Source organism: Brevibacterium sp., assembly GCF_022712115.1.
GTDB classification, from domain to species: domain Bacteria; phylum Actinomycetota; class Actinomycetes; order Actinomycetales; family Brevibacteriaceae; genus Brevibacterium; species Brevibacterium salitolerans.
In genome coordinates this window covers 1-14646 of sequence record NZ_JALAHB010000009.1, presented here as the reverse complement: position 1 = coordinate 14646, position 14646 = coordinate 1, and the positions used below count along the sequence as shown (strand labels likewise).

Below are 14646 nucleotides of genomic sequence, written 5' to 3'. Positions count from 1 at the left end.
GCTCGCCTTCTGCCGCCCGCGCAGCCGCGAGCATGCCCGCCGCCACCCCGCCCTTCATGTCGTAGGCGCCCCGGCCGTACAGCCTTCCGTCCACTATGCGAGGCTGCAGACCCGCGCCATCCGCGTAGGTGGTGAGGGAGACGGTGTCGAGGTGCCCGTTGAGCATGAGGGTCCGGCCGCGGTCCTCGCCCGCCGCCGAGGCCGTGCCCGCCGCAACACTGCCCGTCCCCCGTGCAATGCCCACCACGGACGGACGACCCGCGTTCCGCTCCAGCCGCACGCACTGGAAGCCGCGCGCGCTCAGCCAGTCCGTCACGAAGTCCGCGATGTCACCCTCCCCCGCGCCTCCCGGCACCAGGCCCGCATTCACGGAATCGATGCGGATGAGATCCGCCGTCAGCGCCTCGAGGTCCGCGCGCATCCGGCCATCCCCGTGCTGGAGTTCCGGTGATCGAGTCTCTGGTGCCGTCATCGCCTCGCTCCTGCCTGTCGTCTCTGCCATCGTCATCCGTCCACCGCAGGACCCACGGCCTCCCGGCCCGCTGCAGCCTCAGCCTCCCGGCCTGCCGCAGGACCGGCCGCAAGCCCCGCCTCAGGCAGCCCCACCGCTTCACGCAGCTCCACCGGCAGCGGGTTCGCGCTCCGTCCCTCCGTGCTCAGCAGCAGGATGCGCGCACCCTCCGGCAGCAGCCGGCGCGCATGGAGCAGCCTCACACCTGCGAGCGAGGCAGCACCGCACGGCCCGGCGTCCACACCCACAGCTTCCAGGTCCACCACCGCACGCGCGGTCTCCTCATCCGTGACCACTGCGGCGAGGTCCACACCGGCGTGCAGCACGGGCCAGGAGGCGGCCGCGGGCGTGCCGCAGTTGAGGCCAGCCATGATCGTCGTGCCCGTCTCCACCGTGACCGGCCTCCCGGCGAGCAGCGAGGCGGTGAGCGAGGGAGCTGCGGAGGGCTCGACCGCGAGCACATGCGGCGCCGCACCGTCCGTGAGCGAGCGACTGTGCCTCACCACAGCCTCGGCGAAGGCACCCACACCCGTGGGAGCCGTGACGAGGGTGGGAGCAGGAGCGCCCCTTTCGCTCAACTGGCCGTATGCCTCCGTGAGCACCGTCCCGTAACCGTCCACGATCCACGCCGGGATGTCCTCGTAGCCCTCCCAGGAGGTGTCCTGCACGAGCAGAGAGCCCCCGCCCGCCGCCTCCCGGGCGGCATGGGCGACCACCTCGTCGTAGTCCGATTCCAGCTCCGCCACCTCCGCGCCCTCACCGCGGATGGCGGCCACGGCCTCGGCGGAGATGCCCACCGGGGTGAAGATCCGCGCAGCCAGCCCCAGCATCGCCGCGGTCCGGGCCACCGCCCGGCCGTGGTTGCCGTCCGTGGCCGCCACGAGCTCGCACACCCCGGTCTCGCTGATCCGCTCACGGATCTCCTCCAGGGACAGCACCGCGTCCGAGGCCTCGCGCAGGTCGGGTGCACCCGGAGCCCCCTCCAGGCGCGCGGTCAGTGCGCGGGCGATCGCATAGCCGGCACCCAGCATCTTGAAGGCGGGCAGCCCGTAGCGTGCGGCCTCCTCCTTCACCCACACACGTTCGGCGCCCAGCTCCTCAGCGAGCTGCGGGAGCTCGATCAGCCGAGTGGGTGCGTACCCGGGCACGGAGCGGTGGAAGCCGCGGAGGTCCGCGGGCGGGGCGGTGCGCCAGAGGCGAGCGCGCGGGCGGGAGTGCACAGTGCTGGTCATGCGGGTGCTCCTGTCGATTCGGGGGCGGAGGGACCGGCAGCCGAACCCTCCGGCAGCTCCTGTGCCAGTCGCAGCACGGTGCTGGCCAGGACCGAGGCCCCTGCGGCGCAGTCCTCGGGCGTGGAGTACTCGCGCGGGTTGTGGCTGATCCCGTCGTACTGGCCGCGGACGAACACCATCGCGGCCGGTGCTATGGCGGCCATCTCCTGTGCATCATGGCCGGCGCCGGACATGAGACGCCGGACGGGATGGCCCAGATCCGCAGCGGCCTTCTCCATCGTGTCCTGGATGCCCTCGTCGAACGGCACCTGCGTGGTCCGCGCCATCCGCTGCGTCTCCACCCGCAGGCCGGGCTGGATCTCCGGCAGCGTCTCGAGGAAGGCGGCGAGGTCACGTTCGGCGGCCTCCATGCGGCGGTCCTCCGGATTGCGCAGATCCACGGTGAGCTCCGCGCGGTCCGGCACCACACTGGGCAGACCGGGCGAGGTCGCGATGTGCCCGACCGTGGCCCGCAGCCTGCCGTATCTGCCGGAGTCCACCATCTCGCGCACCTTCACGACGATCTGCGCGGCGGCGAGCCCGGCGTCCACACGCAGCTCTGTGGGGGTGGTGCCGGCATGGGCGGCACGCCCGTGGAGGGTCACGCGCTGCCAGGAGATGGCCTGCACTCCGGTGACGACCCCCACGGAGAACTCCTCCGCCAGGAGCACCGGACCCTGTTCGATGTGGCATTCGACGTAGGCGTGCGGCGTGTCCATGCGCACTGGCCGCGTGCCCTTGAAGCCGATCCGCTCCAGCTCGTCGCCCAGCCGCAGACCCTGGGCATCCGTGAGTCCGTAGGCGTACTCGAGGCTGAGTCTGCCGGCCGCCACCGCGGAGCCGAGCATGTCCGTGCCGAACCGCACGCCCTCCTCCTCCGTGAACGCCGCGACGACGACGGGACGCTGGGTCTCGATGCCCAGCGCATCGAGCGTGCGGACGGTCTCGAGGCCGCTGAGCACCCCCAGGCACCCGTCGAACGCACCGGCCGTGCCCACCGTGTCGATGTGCGAGCCCACGAGCACCGGCGCGAGCTCCGGGCGCAGTCCCTCGCGTCTGCCGAAGATCGTGCCCATCTCGTCGACGGTCACGGCGAGCCCCGCCTCCTCCATCCAGGCGATGAGAAGCCTGCGCCCGGCGGCGTCGGCGTCCGTCAGCGACTGCCGGTTCACGCCCGTGAGCCCCGTGGCCGCGTCCTCGTAGGCGCCTATCCGGGCGAGTTCCTTGAGCGAGGCCCAGAGCCGTTCGCCGTCCACCGTCACCGTGTGCGCAGACATGCCTGCATCCGTCATCGTCATCCCTTCCTGCGGTTCTCCGGGCCCTGATGGTGCTCCGCACCCTGGTGGTTCTCCGCACTCCCGCGCGATCCCCTTGGCCCTCTGTGGTCCACCCTAGGAAGCACCCGCAGTTCGGTCGATACGATGATTCCGAACATGACCAGTCGGCCCAGCCGATGTATCAGAGGAACACCCATGTATGACCTCCACCGGCTCCGCCTCCTGCGCGAGCTGAAGTACCGCGGCACTCTCGCGGAGGTCGCCCGTGCCCTCGGCTACAGCCCGTCCTCCGTCTCCCAGCAGCTGAGCATCCTCGCGCGGGAGGCCGGCACTCCCCTGCTCGAGGCGGCCGGACGCGGGGTCGCCCTCACCCCGGCGGCCGAGGTCCTCGTGGAGCACACGGAGCGGATCCTCGCGGAGATGGAGAGCGCACGCGCGCAGGTGGCCGCGAGCCGCGGGACGGTCTCCGGCAGCGTCAGGCTGGCCGCCTTCCAGACCGCCGCGCACACCTTCGTACCGGGGGCCGTGGCGGCTCTGCATGCCGCACACCCCGGGGTGCGGGTGCGGGTGAGCCACATCGGGGCCGAGGCCGCCCTCCCCGCGCTCATCGCCGGTGACTTCGACCTGGTCCTGTGGGAGCGGTACCCCGGTCGCCCCCTGCACACCACGACCGGAGCCGAGGACGAGGTCCTGGGAGAGGATCCCCTCCACCTCGCCGTGCCGTCAGCGTGGGTGCGGGAGACGGGCGATCCGAGCCCCTCGGCGCTGACCGGGCATCCCTGGGTCATGGAGCACCCGGGCTCCGATCCGCGCGAATGGGCGGTGGCGGAGTGCAGGCGGGCGGGCCTCGAACCGGAGGTGGCCTTCGAGTCCGCGGATGTGCTCCTCCATGCGCGGCTGGTGAGCGACGGGTATGCGGCGGCGTTCCTGCCGCGGCTCGGGCTGCCTGTCTCCCCATCGTTCCGGGTGGGCGCACCGGTCGCCGCGCGCACCGTCCTCATGTCCCGCCGGTCCGGCCGCAGCAGCGACCCCGCGGTCCGCGCCCTCGCGAGCGCATTGCGCGAGACCTCCGCCCCGCTGCTGCAGTGAGCAGACGCCGAGGCACGGACCGAAGGGCTCGCTCAGCCGGACGGCGCAGTTCCGATCGCTCAGCGGTTCAACGTTTCGCAGTTTCCAACGGTGTTCATACGTGTACGCGTGCGCACACCGTTGGAAACTGCGAAACGTCGGCGCTGCGACTCACCGCAGCTTCCCGCAGAGGCTCAGTCCCGGCGCCGCAGGCGCTCCCGCATCCGGCGGCTCGCCTCGTTCAGTCCCACGATCTCCACCGTCGTCCCGTGCTGGGCGTACTTGTCCGTCACGGACTCCAGCGCCGTCACCGTCGAGTAGTCCCACACGTGGGACCGGTCCATGTCGATGACGACCCGCTGCGGGTCCCCGGCGTAGTCGAACATCGTGTAGAGGTCGTTGGAGGAGGCGAAGAACAGTTCGCCGGTGACGGTGTACCGGGCCACGGCCTCGGCGCCCGCAGCCTCTGCAGGCACGAGCTCCCGCTCCACCTGCACGAAGTGGGCGACCCGGTTGGCGAACGCGACCATCGCCACGAGCACGCCGAGGATCACTCCCACCGCGAGGTTGTGGGTCCACACCGTGCCCACCACCGTCACGAGCATCACCGCGAGTTCCGACTTGGGCATGCGGCGCAGCGTGGCCGGCCGGATCGAGTGCCAGTCGAACGTCGCCCAGCACACGAACAGCATGACGGCCACCAGCGCGGCCATGGGGATCAGCGCGACCACGTCGCCGAGCACCACCACGAGGACCAGGAGGAACACCCCGGAGAGGAAGGTCGAGATGCGGGTGCGCGCACCGGAGGCCTTCACATTCATCATCGTCTGCCCCACCACGGCGCAGCCGCCCATACCGCCGAGGAAGCCGGTGACGATGTTCGCCGCGCCCTGCCCCCAGGCCTCACGGGTCTTGTCCGAGCGGGTGTCCGTGATGTCGTCGACCAGCTTGGCCGTCATGAGCGACTCCATGAGCCCCACCAGCGCCATGGCCAGCGAGAACGGCGCGATCACGGTGAAGGTCTCCCACGTGAGCGGGACGTCCGGCAGGAACAGCACCGGCAGCGCATCCGGCAGTTCGCCCTTGTCCCCCACCGTCGGCACGTCGAGGTCCGTGACCGCCACCGTGACCGTGAGCAGCACGATCACCACGAGCGGAGCGGGCACGGCCTGCGTGAGCCGCGGCAGCACGAACACGAGGAGCAGGCCCACGGCCGCCAGCGCATAGGCGATCCACGGGCTCCCCCATATCTCCTGCACCTGCGTGAGGAAGACGAGGATCGCCAGGCCGTTGACGAACCCCACCATCACCTGCCGCGGGATGAAGCGCATGAGGCGGGCCGCTCCCAGCAGGGCCAGCACCACCTGGAACACACCGGCGAGGATCACGGCTGCAATGAGGTGCTGGAGCCCGTGTGAGGCCATGAGCGGTGCGATGACGAGCGCCACGGCCCCGGTGGCCGCGGAGATCATCGCGGGCCGGCCGCCCAGCACGGCCGTCGTCACCGCCATCGTGAAGGAGGCGAAGAGACCCACACGCGGGTCCACCCCGGCGATGACGGAGAAGGCGATGGCCTCCGGGATGAGGGCGAGCGCCACGACGAGACCGCCCAGCACCTCGGTCCTCAGCCAGCCCGGTCGCCGCAGGGTCGCGCGGACGCTCCGGCGCTCCAGGGGAGCGGGCAGCGCGGAGGAAGACCCCGCGCCCGAGGCCGCCTCGCCGGTGCCCGCATGCTGAGGAACGGCAGGGTCAGGGAAGGTCTCGGACACGGGTGCTCCTGGCTGGGCTGAACGGGAACGGACTGCAGCGAACTGCGTGGGGCGAAGCGCCGGGATCCGGCACTCCAACATTGACGCGCGGTCAAGGTTCAGCGGCAACCTTATCCCCGCGTTAAGGTTGAGGCCAGCCAGGGCAGCCGCACCGGCGGGCCGCTGCGCACATCCACCACGCACCCGCACACCACCGCAGAGGTACCGGTTTCCATGCACATCGGGGAGATGGCCGAGCGCTCAGGCCTGTCGTCGCGCACGCTGCGCCACTACGAGAGCATCGGCCTCATTCCGCCCACCGGCCGCACAGAGGGCGGCTACCGCCTCTATTCGGAGGACGACCTCCGCAGGCTCATGACGATCCGGCGGATGAAGGCGCTGAGCTTCTCCACGGCGGAGATGGGCGAGCTGCTGACACTGCTCGACGTCATCGAGGCGGAGGAGACCGGCGGGAGCACCGAGGCGGTGGCGGATACCTGTTCGGCGCAGGAGACCACCGCGGAGGCCGGAACGGAAACCTGCGCGCGGGCCGCCTCCCTCACCAAGGAGCAGGCGCGCGCACAGCTGCTGGCGATGCAGGCGGAGGCGCAGGCCCGCCGCGAGAAGCTCGCCCGGCAGGTGGAGCGCGCCGACGAGTTCCTCGGCATCCTCCGCGACCGCCTCGCATGAGGTGCCCGCGCCGCCGCTCGCCGCGTTCCCGCAGCGCACCGGGCCCCGGCGATCCCGGCCCGGACCGCACGATCCTGCCCCGCGGCGCCCTGCCCCGCGGCACCCTTTCCCGCGAGGCGCTCGAACGGCATCAGGTGTGGTGGTATCTCACCGCAGTGCTCATCGGTGCGGCTCTCGGACTGCTGCTCCCGGAGGCCTCGGCACACCTGGACCTCGCCGTCTGGCCGGTGCTCGGCCTTCTCCTGTTCGCCACGTTCGCGCAGATCAGCATGCGGGACATCCCCCGCGCACTGCGCGACCGGCGCTTCCTCGCCTCCGCCCTCGTCGCCAACTTCGTCCTGGTGCCGCTGCTCGTGACCGGGATCGTGCGGCTGGTCCCGCAGGAGGATCCCCTGGTGCTGGGTCTCCTGCTCGTCCTGCTCGTGCCGTGCACGGACTGGTTCCTCACCTTCACGCACCTGGGCGGCGGGGACACAGCGCGCGCCTCCGCACTCACCCCGCTGACGCTGTGCCTGCAGCTGCTCCTGCTCCCGCTCTACATCCGCCTCTTCACGGGCCTCGGCGGAGTCTTCACGCCGGAGTCCCTGGCGCCGGCGCTCGGCGTGCTGGGTCTGCCGCTGCTCGCCGCGGTCATCGCCGAGGCCGCCGCGCCGCGCGCACCATTCCTCCAGCGCGTGCGCTCCGGCTCCGGGATCCTGCCTGTGCCCCTGCTGGCGCTGGTGCTCCTCCTGGTCTCCGCCTCCCACATCACACAGGCGGCGCGGAGTGCGACCGCACTGCCCTGGGTGCTCCTGGCTGCGCTGCTCTACCTGGCGGGAGCGCTGCTGATCGCGGTGCTGGTCTCCCGGACGGTACGCCTGCCGGTGGAGCAGGGCAGGACGCTGGCCTTCTCGCTGGGCACGCGCAACTCCTTCATCGTCCTGCCGTTCGCACTGTCGCTGCCCGCCGGCTGGGAGGTGTCGGCCGCCGTGATCGTCACGCAGTCGCTCATCGAGCTGCTGGGCATGATCGCGTGCGTCCGCCTCATCCCGCGCGTGCTGTTCCGAGAGCGGACTCACTATTAGACAGGGTACCTTTACACTAAGCGTACTTAGACCAAGTACACCGCGCATCAGACGTTCTGCATCTTCTCACGCTCGCCGTGCTCGTACACAAGTGAATGCGACCAGAAGGTGCAGAACATTCCGGACGCATCCCCTCACTCGAAGTACCGCCGGATGTTGTCCACGAGCATGGTCTCGATCTGCTCCTCGCCCACGCCCCTCTCGCGGAGCGCCGGGAGCACGTCCTCGCTGATGTGGCGAAAGTTCCACTGCGGCGAGACCTGTTCCTTGGCCTCCGGGTCGAACCAGTCGATGAAGCAGGAGGCGTCGTGGGCGAGCACCATGCGCTCCGCGTACCCGGCCTCGGCGAGCGCCGCCACGGTGTTCACGCGGTCCTCGAACGGCAGCAGCACGTTGAGGCCGAACCTGTCCATGCCCAGCAGTGAGCCTGCGTCCGCGAGCTCCTTGAGGTAGTCCAGGTCCGTCGTGTCCCCGGAGTGGCCGATCACCACCTTGGTGAGGTCCACCCCCTCCTCACGGAGCACCCGCTGGGCGACCAGACCGGACCGGGTGTGCGGATTGGTGTGCACCGTGATGGGTGCGCCGGTGCGCACGTGGGCCTGGCCCACGGCCCGCATGACCCGCTCGACCCCCGGTGTGAGGCCCTGCTCCTCGATGGCGCACTTGAGGAACGCCGCGCGCACGCCGGTGTCCGCGATGCCCTCGGTGAGGTCGCGCACGAAGAGCTCCGTGAGCGGTTCCGGCTGGTCGAAGAGCAGGCCCGGCCCGGAGTAGTGGAACTGGAAGGGGATCTCGTTGTAGGTGTACAGCCCGGTGGCGGGGACGGTCGTGAGGTCCGTCTGCGCGGCGATCCGCTGGATGCGGGGGATGTAGCGCCCGAGGCCCAGGACGGTGGGATCGAGGATCGTGTCGAAGCCCAGGCCCTTCAGTTCGTTGAGATCCGCGACGGCCTGGGCGACCTTCTCCTCCTCGTCCCAGTCGTCCTGGTAGTTGAGCCTGTGCTCCTCCCCCAGGACGAACACGTGCTCGTGCGCCAGCGTCCTGCCCAGCTCCGCACTGTCCACCGGGCCCGTGACGGTCTGCACCTCTGCCATGAGCTTCTCCTCCCGCGACTCAGCCACGCCCTCGTGGCCGCCCACAGCTCTGTGGGTGGCCTCACCGTAGCAACTGCAGGACAGGGAGCTCAGAGCCGAGGCACCCTGTCCGGTCTCATCCCGGCCGCCCCTCGGCCACCCGGACGTCGATCTTCTGCACCCGGCCGAAAGGACTGAGCTGCATGCGCACCTCTCGCACCCCGCGCGGACCCCGCACCGACCAGCTCGCCTGAGCGGCCGTGGACCAGGTGACCCCGCGGCCGGCCTCCCCGAGGTCCGGGCCGCTCCCGCCGCCCTCCGGCGCATCCACGGCGCCCGTGGCCGCTCCACCCTCCACGCCGAGGTCCTCACCCGTGGCACGCAAGGCCTCTGCGAACTGCGCCCTGCGCTCCCCGCGCGGGAAGTCGCGGTCCATGTTCTCCGCGAAGACCTCGTCAGCGATCGCATCGTCCCAGTGCTGGATGAGCGCCTCCACCCGGCATGCGATGCGATGTGCGCTCTCACTCGGAGGATTCCTCCAGACGGCGTGGCCCGCCTTCTGCGCCACCGGCGGGAGCCTGTAGCCCAGCGCGGCCACACACTCATCCAGCGCCGCCGCCGCGTACTCCTCTGCGGAGAAGTACGTGAGGTTCCCCATCACGACCACGGCGCTGCGCGTCGCGGGGTGCCAGCGCATATGGGAGCCGAAGCCCGGGTACCCGCCCGAGTGGTAGAGGATCTCCCCCGCCCGCCGGTCCGCGCGGTGGTGGAGCCCGTAGCCGTAGGACTCCGCGACGGCGCCCTCGGCGGATTCCCGCAGTTCGTAGAAGCGCTGCGGCTGCTGCATGTCCCGCAGCGGCCGGGCCCACGGTCCCTCCGCGTCGAGCGGACCGCTGATCGAGACGGCGTCGAGCAGCCAGCCGATCCACACCATGAGATCACGCACGGTCGAGAACATCCCGCCGATGGCGGAGAAGGCCCCCGGAGCGCTGTACGGCAGCTCCTCCAGTCCGCCGTACACCGTGCGCCGGAAGCCGGTGACCAGCGCGTCCTCCGGCAGCTCACGGAAGTCGAAGCCGGAGGAGCGCATCCCCAGCGGGTGCAGGAGCTCGTGCTCGACGACCTCGCGGTACGGCTTGCCCGTCAGCTCCTCCACCAGCCGGCCGAGCAGCGCATAGCCGAAGTTCGAGTACTCGTAGGCAGTGCCGGACAGTGCCGTGGTGAGCGGACGCCCCTGCAGCAGGTCGTCCATCTCGGTGCGGGAGATGCTCTCCAGCCGGTCCGCCCAGGGATCGTCCGTGGGGAGACCGCCCGCCATCGCCAGTGCGTCCCGCACCGTGATCCGGCTGAGCGCCCCCTGCTCTCGGATCCGGGGGATGTGATCCCCCAGAGGCGCGTCGAGGTCCAGTCCGGCACCCGCTCCGATGAGGCCGTGCCTGATCCCGAGGACGGCCGCCGCGGTGAACGACTTGGTCATCGAGGCGATCCGGAAGATCCGGTCCGTCCTCTCTCCGTCGACCAGCCTCCCGTCCACCATCAGCCCCCAGGCGATCTCGGGGGTGCTCAGCAGCGGGAGCGAACGTTCGAGGCCTGCCCGGACGCGGGTGCGGGCGGCCTCGACGAGCTGTGCGGAAACGCCTCTCATCGGAGGGAGCCCCGTTCCAGCATCGAGTAGGAGTCGCCGAGGAGCGACTGCAGCGCGTCAGTCCTCGTCCTGGGCCTTGCGACCAGGTACAGGAGCAGGCCGAGGACCAGCCATACACCCAGGATGATGTACTCCGCGGGCCAGACCAGCGACGCCCCCGAGTTGGGCACAAGCGCCCAGACGATGACCGCGACGGCCCCCAGGGCGCCGATGGCGGGCAGGAACCAGAGCCGGGAGACGTAGGGGCGCTCGAGGCCCGGATAGCGCCGCGGCAGGAGGTACTTGGAGAGCACCACCATGAACCACACGAGCCCCAGGTAGACGCCGCCGGTGTCGAGGAACCACACGACCGCTCCCGGTCCCAGCCACCCGAGGCCCAGGGTGACCGCCGCAGTGAAGAGGAGCGCGACGTGCGGAGTCCGCCTGCGCGGGTGGACGGCGGAGAGCCCTTCGGGGAGAAGCCTCGCCCGGCCCATGGCGACGAGGACCCTGGAACTGGCGACGAAGAGCCCCAGGAAGCTGGTCAGCAGGCCGAGGAAGGCGATGAGATACGCGCCCACGGCGAGGACAGGGAACCCCGCCGCCTGGAATGCGGACACCGTGCCCAGCGGCATCGCCGCAGTCTCCTCCCAGGGGAACACCCAGGCGGTGGCTGCGAGGACGAGGCAGTAGAAGCCTCCCGCCGCCAGGACGGTGATGACCACAGCCCGCCCGATGCGGCGCGCGGGGATCTTCGCGTCCTCCGCGAGCACGGAGACCAGGCCGAAGCCGGCGAGGAAGGTCATGCTCGGGATCACGAACCGCAGCGTGTCGGCGAGCGCGTTGGAACCGGGATGGTAGGCGGGCAGGAAGTTGTCCGCGGAACCCGCCGAGAAGCCGGTCACCGCGAGGGCGGCTCCGATGATGACGATCGCGGCGAACATCGCCAGCTGCACCTGGGCGCCGACCTCGATCCCGTACCAGTTCAGCACGAGGAACAGCAGCGTGAGCGCCACACCGACCAGCAGGACGGGGAGGTACACGGTCTCGCCGTTGATCGTGTAGAGCGGAATCGTGTTGAACACAGGGAAGAAGTTGCCGAGCAGATAGCCGAAGGCGGTGACGTAGAAGGCCAGGGAGGAGACGTAGGCGCCCAGCAGCATCCAGCCGGTGAAGAAGGAGGCCCTGCGGCCCAGCGCCGTGTACGAGAACACCACCTCCCCGCCCGCCCGTGGGAATGCGGAGGTGAGCTCGGAGTAGGCGAGGGCCACGCAGGTTGCGAGCAGCACACCGATCGCGAGGCCCAGGACCACTCCTCCGGCCCCGTAGGAGTCGAACAGGAGCGAGTTCGTGTAGATCCAGCTCGAGCCGACCACTCCGGCTATCCCGAACGCCAGGAGCTGTAAGAGCCCCAGAGACTTCTTCAGTTCCGCCATGTCATTCTGCTCCCGTTCGACGTCGCGGTGCGAAGACGTCCGCGCGGCCTCGCATCCGTATCACCTTTTAAGGTATGGCAAAAATACCTTTCATGGTTGCGAATGTCACCCCCTGATCACGTGGCGGAAGCCGGCATCGGCGGAGGATCCGCACCGCCGCCACGGCAGCACGAGCCGCGGGCGGCGAACACCCGCCCCGGTGCGAATGCACACATCCCTCTCAGCACACCGCCGCGTAGAATCGGAAGGCCGCAGCGACGATCGGACACCCGTGGCGAAGGAGGCAGGGAACCGGTGAGAGAACGAGAGCAGGACGGCACCGATGCGGAGATGCTCGCCTTCGCCCGCCGCACCCGCGCGAGCTTCAGCCGGTTCATGATGGAGTACCGGTTCGCCGTGGACACGGTCCTCACCAAGGTGAACATCCTCCGCGACGAGTTCCTGCACCTCCACGAGTACAACCCCATCGAGCACGTCACCTCACGGGTGAAGACACCGCAGAGCATCCTGGAGAAGGTGGCGCGCAAGGGCTGTGAGCCCACGCTGGACTCCATCCGGGAGACGATCACGGACATCGCCGGAGTCCGCATCACCTGCGCCTTCATCGCAGACACCTACCGCATACTCGATGCCCTGACCAGCCAGGACGACGTCCGCATCATCGAGATCAAGGACTACATCGCCCGCCCCAAGGCCAATGGGTACAAGAGCCTCCACGCGATCATCGAGGTGCCCGTGTACCTCTCCACGGGAGCGGTGCCGGTCATCGTCGAGGTGCAGATCCGGACCATCGCGATGGACTTCTGGGCGAGCCTGGAGCACAAAATCTTCTACAAGTACTCCGGCGAGGTGCCCTCGCACCTCTCCGACGACCTCTCCCAGGCGGCGGCCACCGCGGAGCAGCTCGACCTCCGCATGGCGGAGCTGCACTCCGAGACCCGCGGCGCGGAGCTCAAGGTCAGCAGATCCGCCGAGGTCGTGGATGAGGTGGACGAGAAGGTGCTGGCCCAGCTCTGGGAGCTCACCCGGCGGGCCGAGCGCGACGACGTCTGAGGGCCGCGGAACGGCGGGGAGATCCCGCACATGTCGCTGCGTTGCGGCGCGTGACGTCCGATGACGGCGGCGGGTCCTGCACCGTCACCCGCACGGAAGGATGAGGCGCAGTAGTTGTGCCATCCAGAGCGACCGAGAGATCTGGCTCGATGACGTCGCAGCAACCGCCGTGATCTGCTCAGGCAGCCCGTCCCGGCAGACCGATCCGCCCGGCGGCAGGTCTGCCGGAGCACGCAGGCCTGCCGTGCGGATCCGGAACCGGTGCTACCGCCAGCTTCGATGGAGTGTTGCGATGATCTCCCTGCGCCGCGTCTCGACGTCCTTCCCCTCGCGGGGCGGGACGAGCCTGCTCGCCGTCGACGATGTGAGCCTCGAGGTGCCCCGCGGGAGCATCCAGGGGATCATCGGATTCTCCGGCGCGGGCAAGTCCACCCTCCTGCGCAACATCAACCTGCTGGAGCGGCCCACCGCCGGCGAGGTCTGGATCGACGGCACGGAGCTCACCGCCCTGAGCGAGGAGCAGCTCCGGCAGGCCAGGCACCAGATAGGGATGATCTTCCAGGGCTTCAACCTGGTGAATAACCTGACGGTGAGCCAGAACGTCGCCCTCGCCCTCAGGTTCGCCGGGGTGAAGGACAGGACGGAACGCCGGCGGCGTGCGGCCGAGTCGCTGGAGATCGTCGACCTCGGCGAGAAGGCGGACTCCTATCCGGCGCAGCTCTCCGGCGGGCAGAAGCAGCGCGTGGCGATCGCCCGCGCGCTCACCACGCGACCCCAGGTGCTGCTCTGCGACGAGCCCACCAGTGCCCTCGATCCCTTCACCACCGCGACGGTCCTCCAGTACCTGGCGGACATCAACCGCGAGCTGGGCATCACGGTCGTGGTGGTCACCCACGAGATGGAGGTCGTCAAGGCTCTGGCCGACACCACCGCGGTCATGGAGGGCGGACGGATCGTCGAGCGGTTCACCGCCGCGGACTTCGCGCGCACGGACTTCACCCCGCAGACCTCGATCGGCCGCTACCTGGTGAGTGACGGCATCAGGATCGACCGCGGGGACCGCGACGCGCACACCGAGACCGTCCTCGCGCCCGCAGAAGCGAACGAGACCTCGGAGGCCCCAAGGGCAGTCTCCCCTGCGCCCACCTCGGGCTCCGCGGTCTTCGCACCCACAGGAGGCGCACGCTGATGGACCGCATCATGGAACTGCGCCCCGAACTGCTCGAGGCGCTGGGGCAGACCTTCGTCATGATCGGCGTCGCGATCCCCCTCGCCGTCCTCGTGGGCACGCCGCTGGGCATCTGGCTGTTCGTCCACGCCCCCGGGAGCATCTCGCCCTCGCCCAAGACCCACGCGGTCGTGGACACGATCGTGAGCATGCTGCGCTCGTTCCCCTTCCTCATCCTCCTCATCGCGATCATCCCGATCACCCGGTTCCTGGTGGGCACCACGGTGGGCACGGCCGCGGCCATCGTCCCGCTCACGGCCAATGCGATCCCCTACTTCGCCCGGCTCGTGGAGCAGAACATCTCGCAGCTGGGCACGGGTGCCGTCGAGGCCTCGCGCGCCATGGGCGCCACCCAGGGCCAGATCATCCGCAATGTGCTGCTGGTGGACGCCCGCCCCGGCATCATCGGCTCCATCACCGTCACGACCGTCAGCTTCATCTCCTACTCCGCGATGGTGGGCCTGGTGGGCGGCGGCGGGATCGGCGACTTCGCCATCCGCTACGGCTACTACCGCTACGAGACCGGCGTGATGCTGGTGGCCGTCGTCCTCATGGTCGTCCTCGTCTCACTCGTGCAGTGGGGCGGCAACCGCCTGGTGAGGG

The 14646-nt window shown here is 70.0% G+C and carries 13 protein-coding genes; 6 read left to right on the top strand and 7 right to left on the bottom strand.

All coding sequences use genetic code 11. The features are described from left to right. From Q0A33_RS00350 to Q0A33_RS00340, 3 genes are all read right to left on the bottom strand, one after another. A partial coding sequence (locus Q0A33_RS00350) for a M20/M25/M40 family metallo-hydrolase (RefSeq protein ID WP_291791470.1) occupies nucleotides 1-502 on the bottom strand: 502 nt, incomplete at its 3' end. A 2-nt stretch (nucleotides 503-504) separates the two neighbouring features. Beyond that, entirely contained in the window at nucleotides 505-1743 is a 1239-nt protein-coding gene (locus Q0A33_RS00345) for a diaminopropionate ammonia-lyase (RefSeq protein ID WP_291791467.1), read from the bottom strand. Further along, entirely contained in the window at nucleotides 1740-3059 is a 1320-nt protein-coding gene (locus Q0A33_RS00340) for a M20 family metallo-hydrolase (protein ID WP_291791464.1), read from the bottom strand. Before Q0A33_RS00340 ends, Q0A33_RS00345 begins: the two co-directional genes overlap by 4 nt. 195 nt (nucleotides 3060-3254) lie before the next feature. Here Q0A33_RS00340 and Q0A33_RS00335 point away from each other — a divergent pair, with 195 nt between their 5' ends. Continuing rightward, entirely contained in the window at nucleotides 3255-4148 is an 894-nt protein-coding gene (locus Q0A33_RS00335; protein ID WP_291791461.1) for a LysR substrate-binding domain-containing protein, read from the top strand. Between the two features lie 173 nt (nucleotides 4149-4321). On the opposite strand, the gene Q0A33_RS00330 is transcribed toward Q0A33_RS00335, so the two are convergent. Next, nucleotides 4322-5812: a SulP family inorganic anion transporter gene (locus Q0A33_RS00330; RefSeq protein WP_291791476.1), complete on the bottom strand. Its 1491-nt coding sequence runs from the start codon at nucleotides 5810-5812 to the stop codon at nucleotides 4322-4324. Nucleotides 5813-6109: 297 nt separating this feature from the next. On the opposite strand from Q0A33_RS00330, the gene Q0A33_RS00325 reads away from it, so the two are divergent. Further along, nucleotides 6110-6565 carry a MerR family transcriptional regulator gene (locus Q0A33_RS00325; protein WP_291791458.1) on the top strand — a complete coding sequence of 152 codons (456 nt, stop codon included), beginning with the start codon at nucleotides 6110-6112 and terminating at the stop codon, nucleotides 6563-6565. Then, nucleotides 6562-7629 carry a bile acid:sodium symporter gene (locus tag Q0A33_RS00320; RefSeq protein WP_291791455.1) on the top strand — a complete coding sequence of 356 codons (1068 nt, stop codon included), beginning with the start codon at nucleotides 6562-6564 and terminating at the stop codon, nucleotides 7627-7629. The genes Q0A33_RS00325 and Q0A33_RS00320 overlap by 4 nt, the downstream gene beginning before the upstream one ends. A gap of 134 nt (nucleotides 7630-7763) precedes the next feature. On the opposite strand, the gene Q0A33_RS00315 is transcribed toward Q0A33_RS00320, so the two are convergent. The 3 genes from Q0A33_RS00315 to Q0A33_RS00305 form a co-directional block, all read right to left on the bottom strand. Beyond that, nucleotides 7764-8723: a phosphotriesterase-related protein gene (locus Q0A33_RS00315; RefSeq protein WP_291791452.1), complete on the bottom strand. Its 960-nt coding sequence runs from the start codon at nucleotides 8721-8723 to the stop codon at nucleotides 7764-7766. A gap of 115 nt (nucleotides 8724-8838) precedes the next feature. Further along, nucleotides 8839-10347 (bottom strand): serine hydrolase domain-containing protein, encoded by a 1509-nt coding sequence (locus Q0A33_RS00310; protein WP_291791449.1) that lies wholly within the window; start codon nucleotides 10345-10347, stop codon nucleotides 8839-8841. Next, entirely contained in the window at nucleotides 10344-11762 is a 1419-nt protein-coding gene (locus Q0A33_RS00305) for an APC family permease (RefSeq protein WP_291791445.1), read from the bottom strand. Before Q0A33_RS00305 ends, Q0A33_RS00310 begins: the two co-directional genes overlap by 4 nt. Nucleotides 11763-12092: 330 nt before the next feature. Here Q0A33_RS00305 and Q0A33_RS00300 point away from each other — a divergent pair, with 330 nt between their 5' ends. The 3 genes from Q0A33_RS00300 to Q0A33_RS00290 all read left to right on the top strand — a co-directional run. Next, nucleotides 12093-12815 carry a GTP pyrophosphokinase family protein gene (locus Q0A33_RS00300; RefSeq protein ID WP_291791473.1) on the top strand — a complete coding sequence of 241 codons (723 nt, stop codon included), beginning with the start codon at nucleotides 12093-12095 and terminating at the stop codon, nucleotides 12813-12815. A gap of 292 nt (nucleotides 12816-13107) precedes the next feature. Then, a complete protein-coding gene (locus Q0A33_RS00295) occupies nucleotides 13108-14004 on the top strand; it encodes an ATP-binding cassette domain-containing protein (RefSeq protein WP_291791442.1) in 897 nt (298 codons plus the stop codon). After that, nucleotides 14004-14646 (top strand): methionine ABC transporter permease (locus Q0A33_RS00290; protein ID WP_291791439.1); only part of this gene is annotated, 643 nt, incomplete at its 3' end. The genes Q0A33_RS00295 and Q0A33_RS00290, both read left to right, overlap by 1 nt.

Bases quoted from the DNA above. Each gene is read 5' to 3' on its own strand.
- Q0A33_RS00345 (WP_291791467.1), bottom strand. From the start codon at position 1,743: ATGACCAGCACTGTGCACTCCCGCCCGCGCGCTCGCCTCTGGCGCACC.
- Q0A33_RS00340 (WP_291791464.1), bottom strand. From the start codon at position 3,059: ATGTCTGCGCACACGGTGACGGTGGACGGCGAACGGCTCTGGGCCTCG.
- Q0A33_RS00335 (WP_291791461.1), top strand. From the start codon at position 3,255: ATGTATGACCTCCACCGGCTCCGCCTCCTGCGCGAGCTGAAGTACCGC.
- Q0A33_RS00325 (WP_291791458.1), top strand. From the start codon at position 6,110: ATGCACATCGGGGAGATGGCCGAGCGCTCAGGCCTGTCGTCGCGCACG.
- Q0A33_RS00320 (WP_291791455.1), top strand. From the start codon at position 6,562: ATGAGGTGCCCGCGCCGCCGCTCGCCGCGTTCCCGCAGCGCACCGGGC.
- Q0A33_RS00315 (WP_291791452.1), bottom strand. From the start codon at position 8,723: ATGGCAGAGGTGCAGACCGTCACGGGCCCGGTGGACAGTGCGGAGCTG.
- Q0A33_RS00310 (WP_291791449.1), bottom strand. From the start codon at position 10,347: ATGAGAGGCGTTTCCGCACAGCTCGTCGAGGCCGCCCGCACCCGCGTC.
- Q0A33_RS00305 (WP_291791445.1), bottom strand. From the start codon at position 11,762: ATGGCGGAACTGAAGAAGTCTCTGGGGCTCTTACAGCTCCTGGCGTTC.
- Q0A33_RS00300 (WP_291791473.1), top strand. From the start codon at position 12,093: ATGCTCGCCTTCGCCCGCCGCACCCGCGCGAGCTTCAGCCGGTTCATG.
- Q0A33_RS00295 (WP_291791442.1), top strand. From the start codon at position 13,108: ATGATCTCCCTGCGCCGCGTCTCGACGTCCTTCCCCTCGCGGGGCGGG.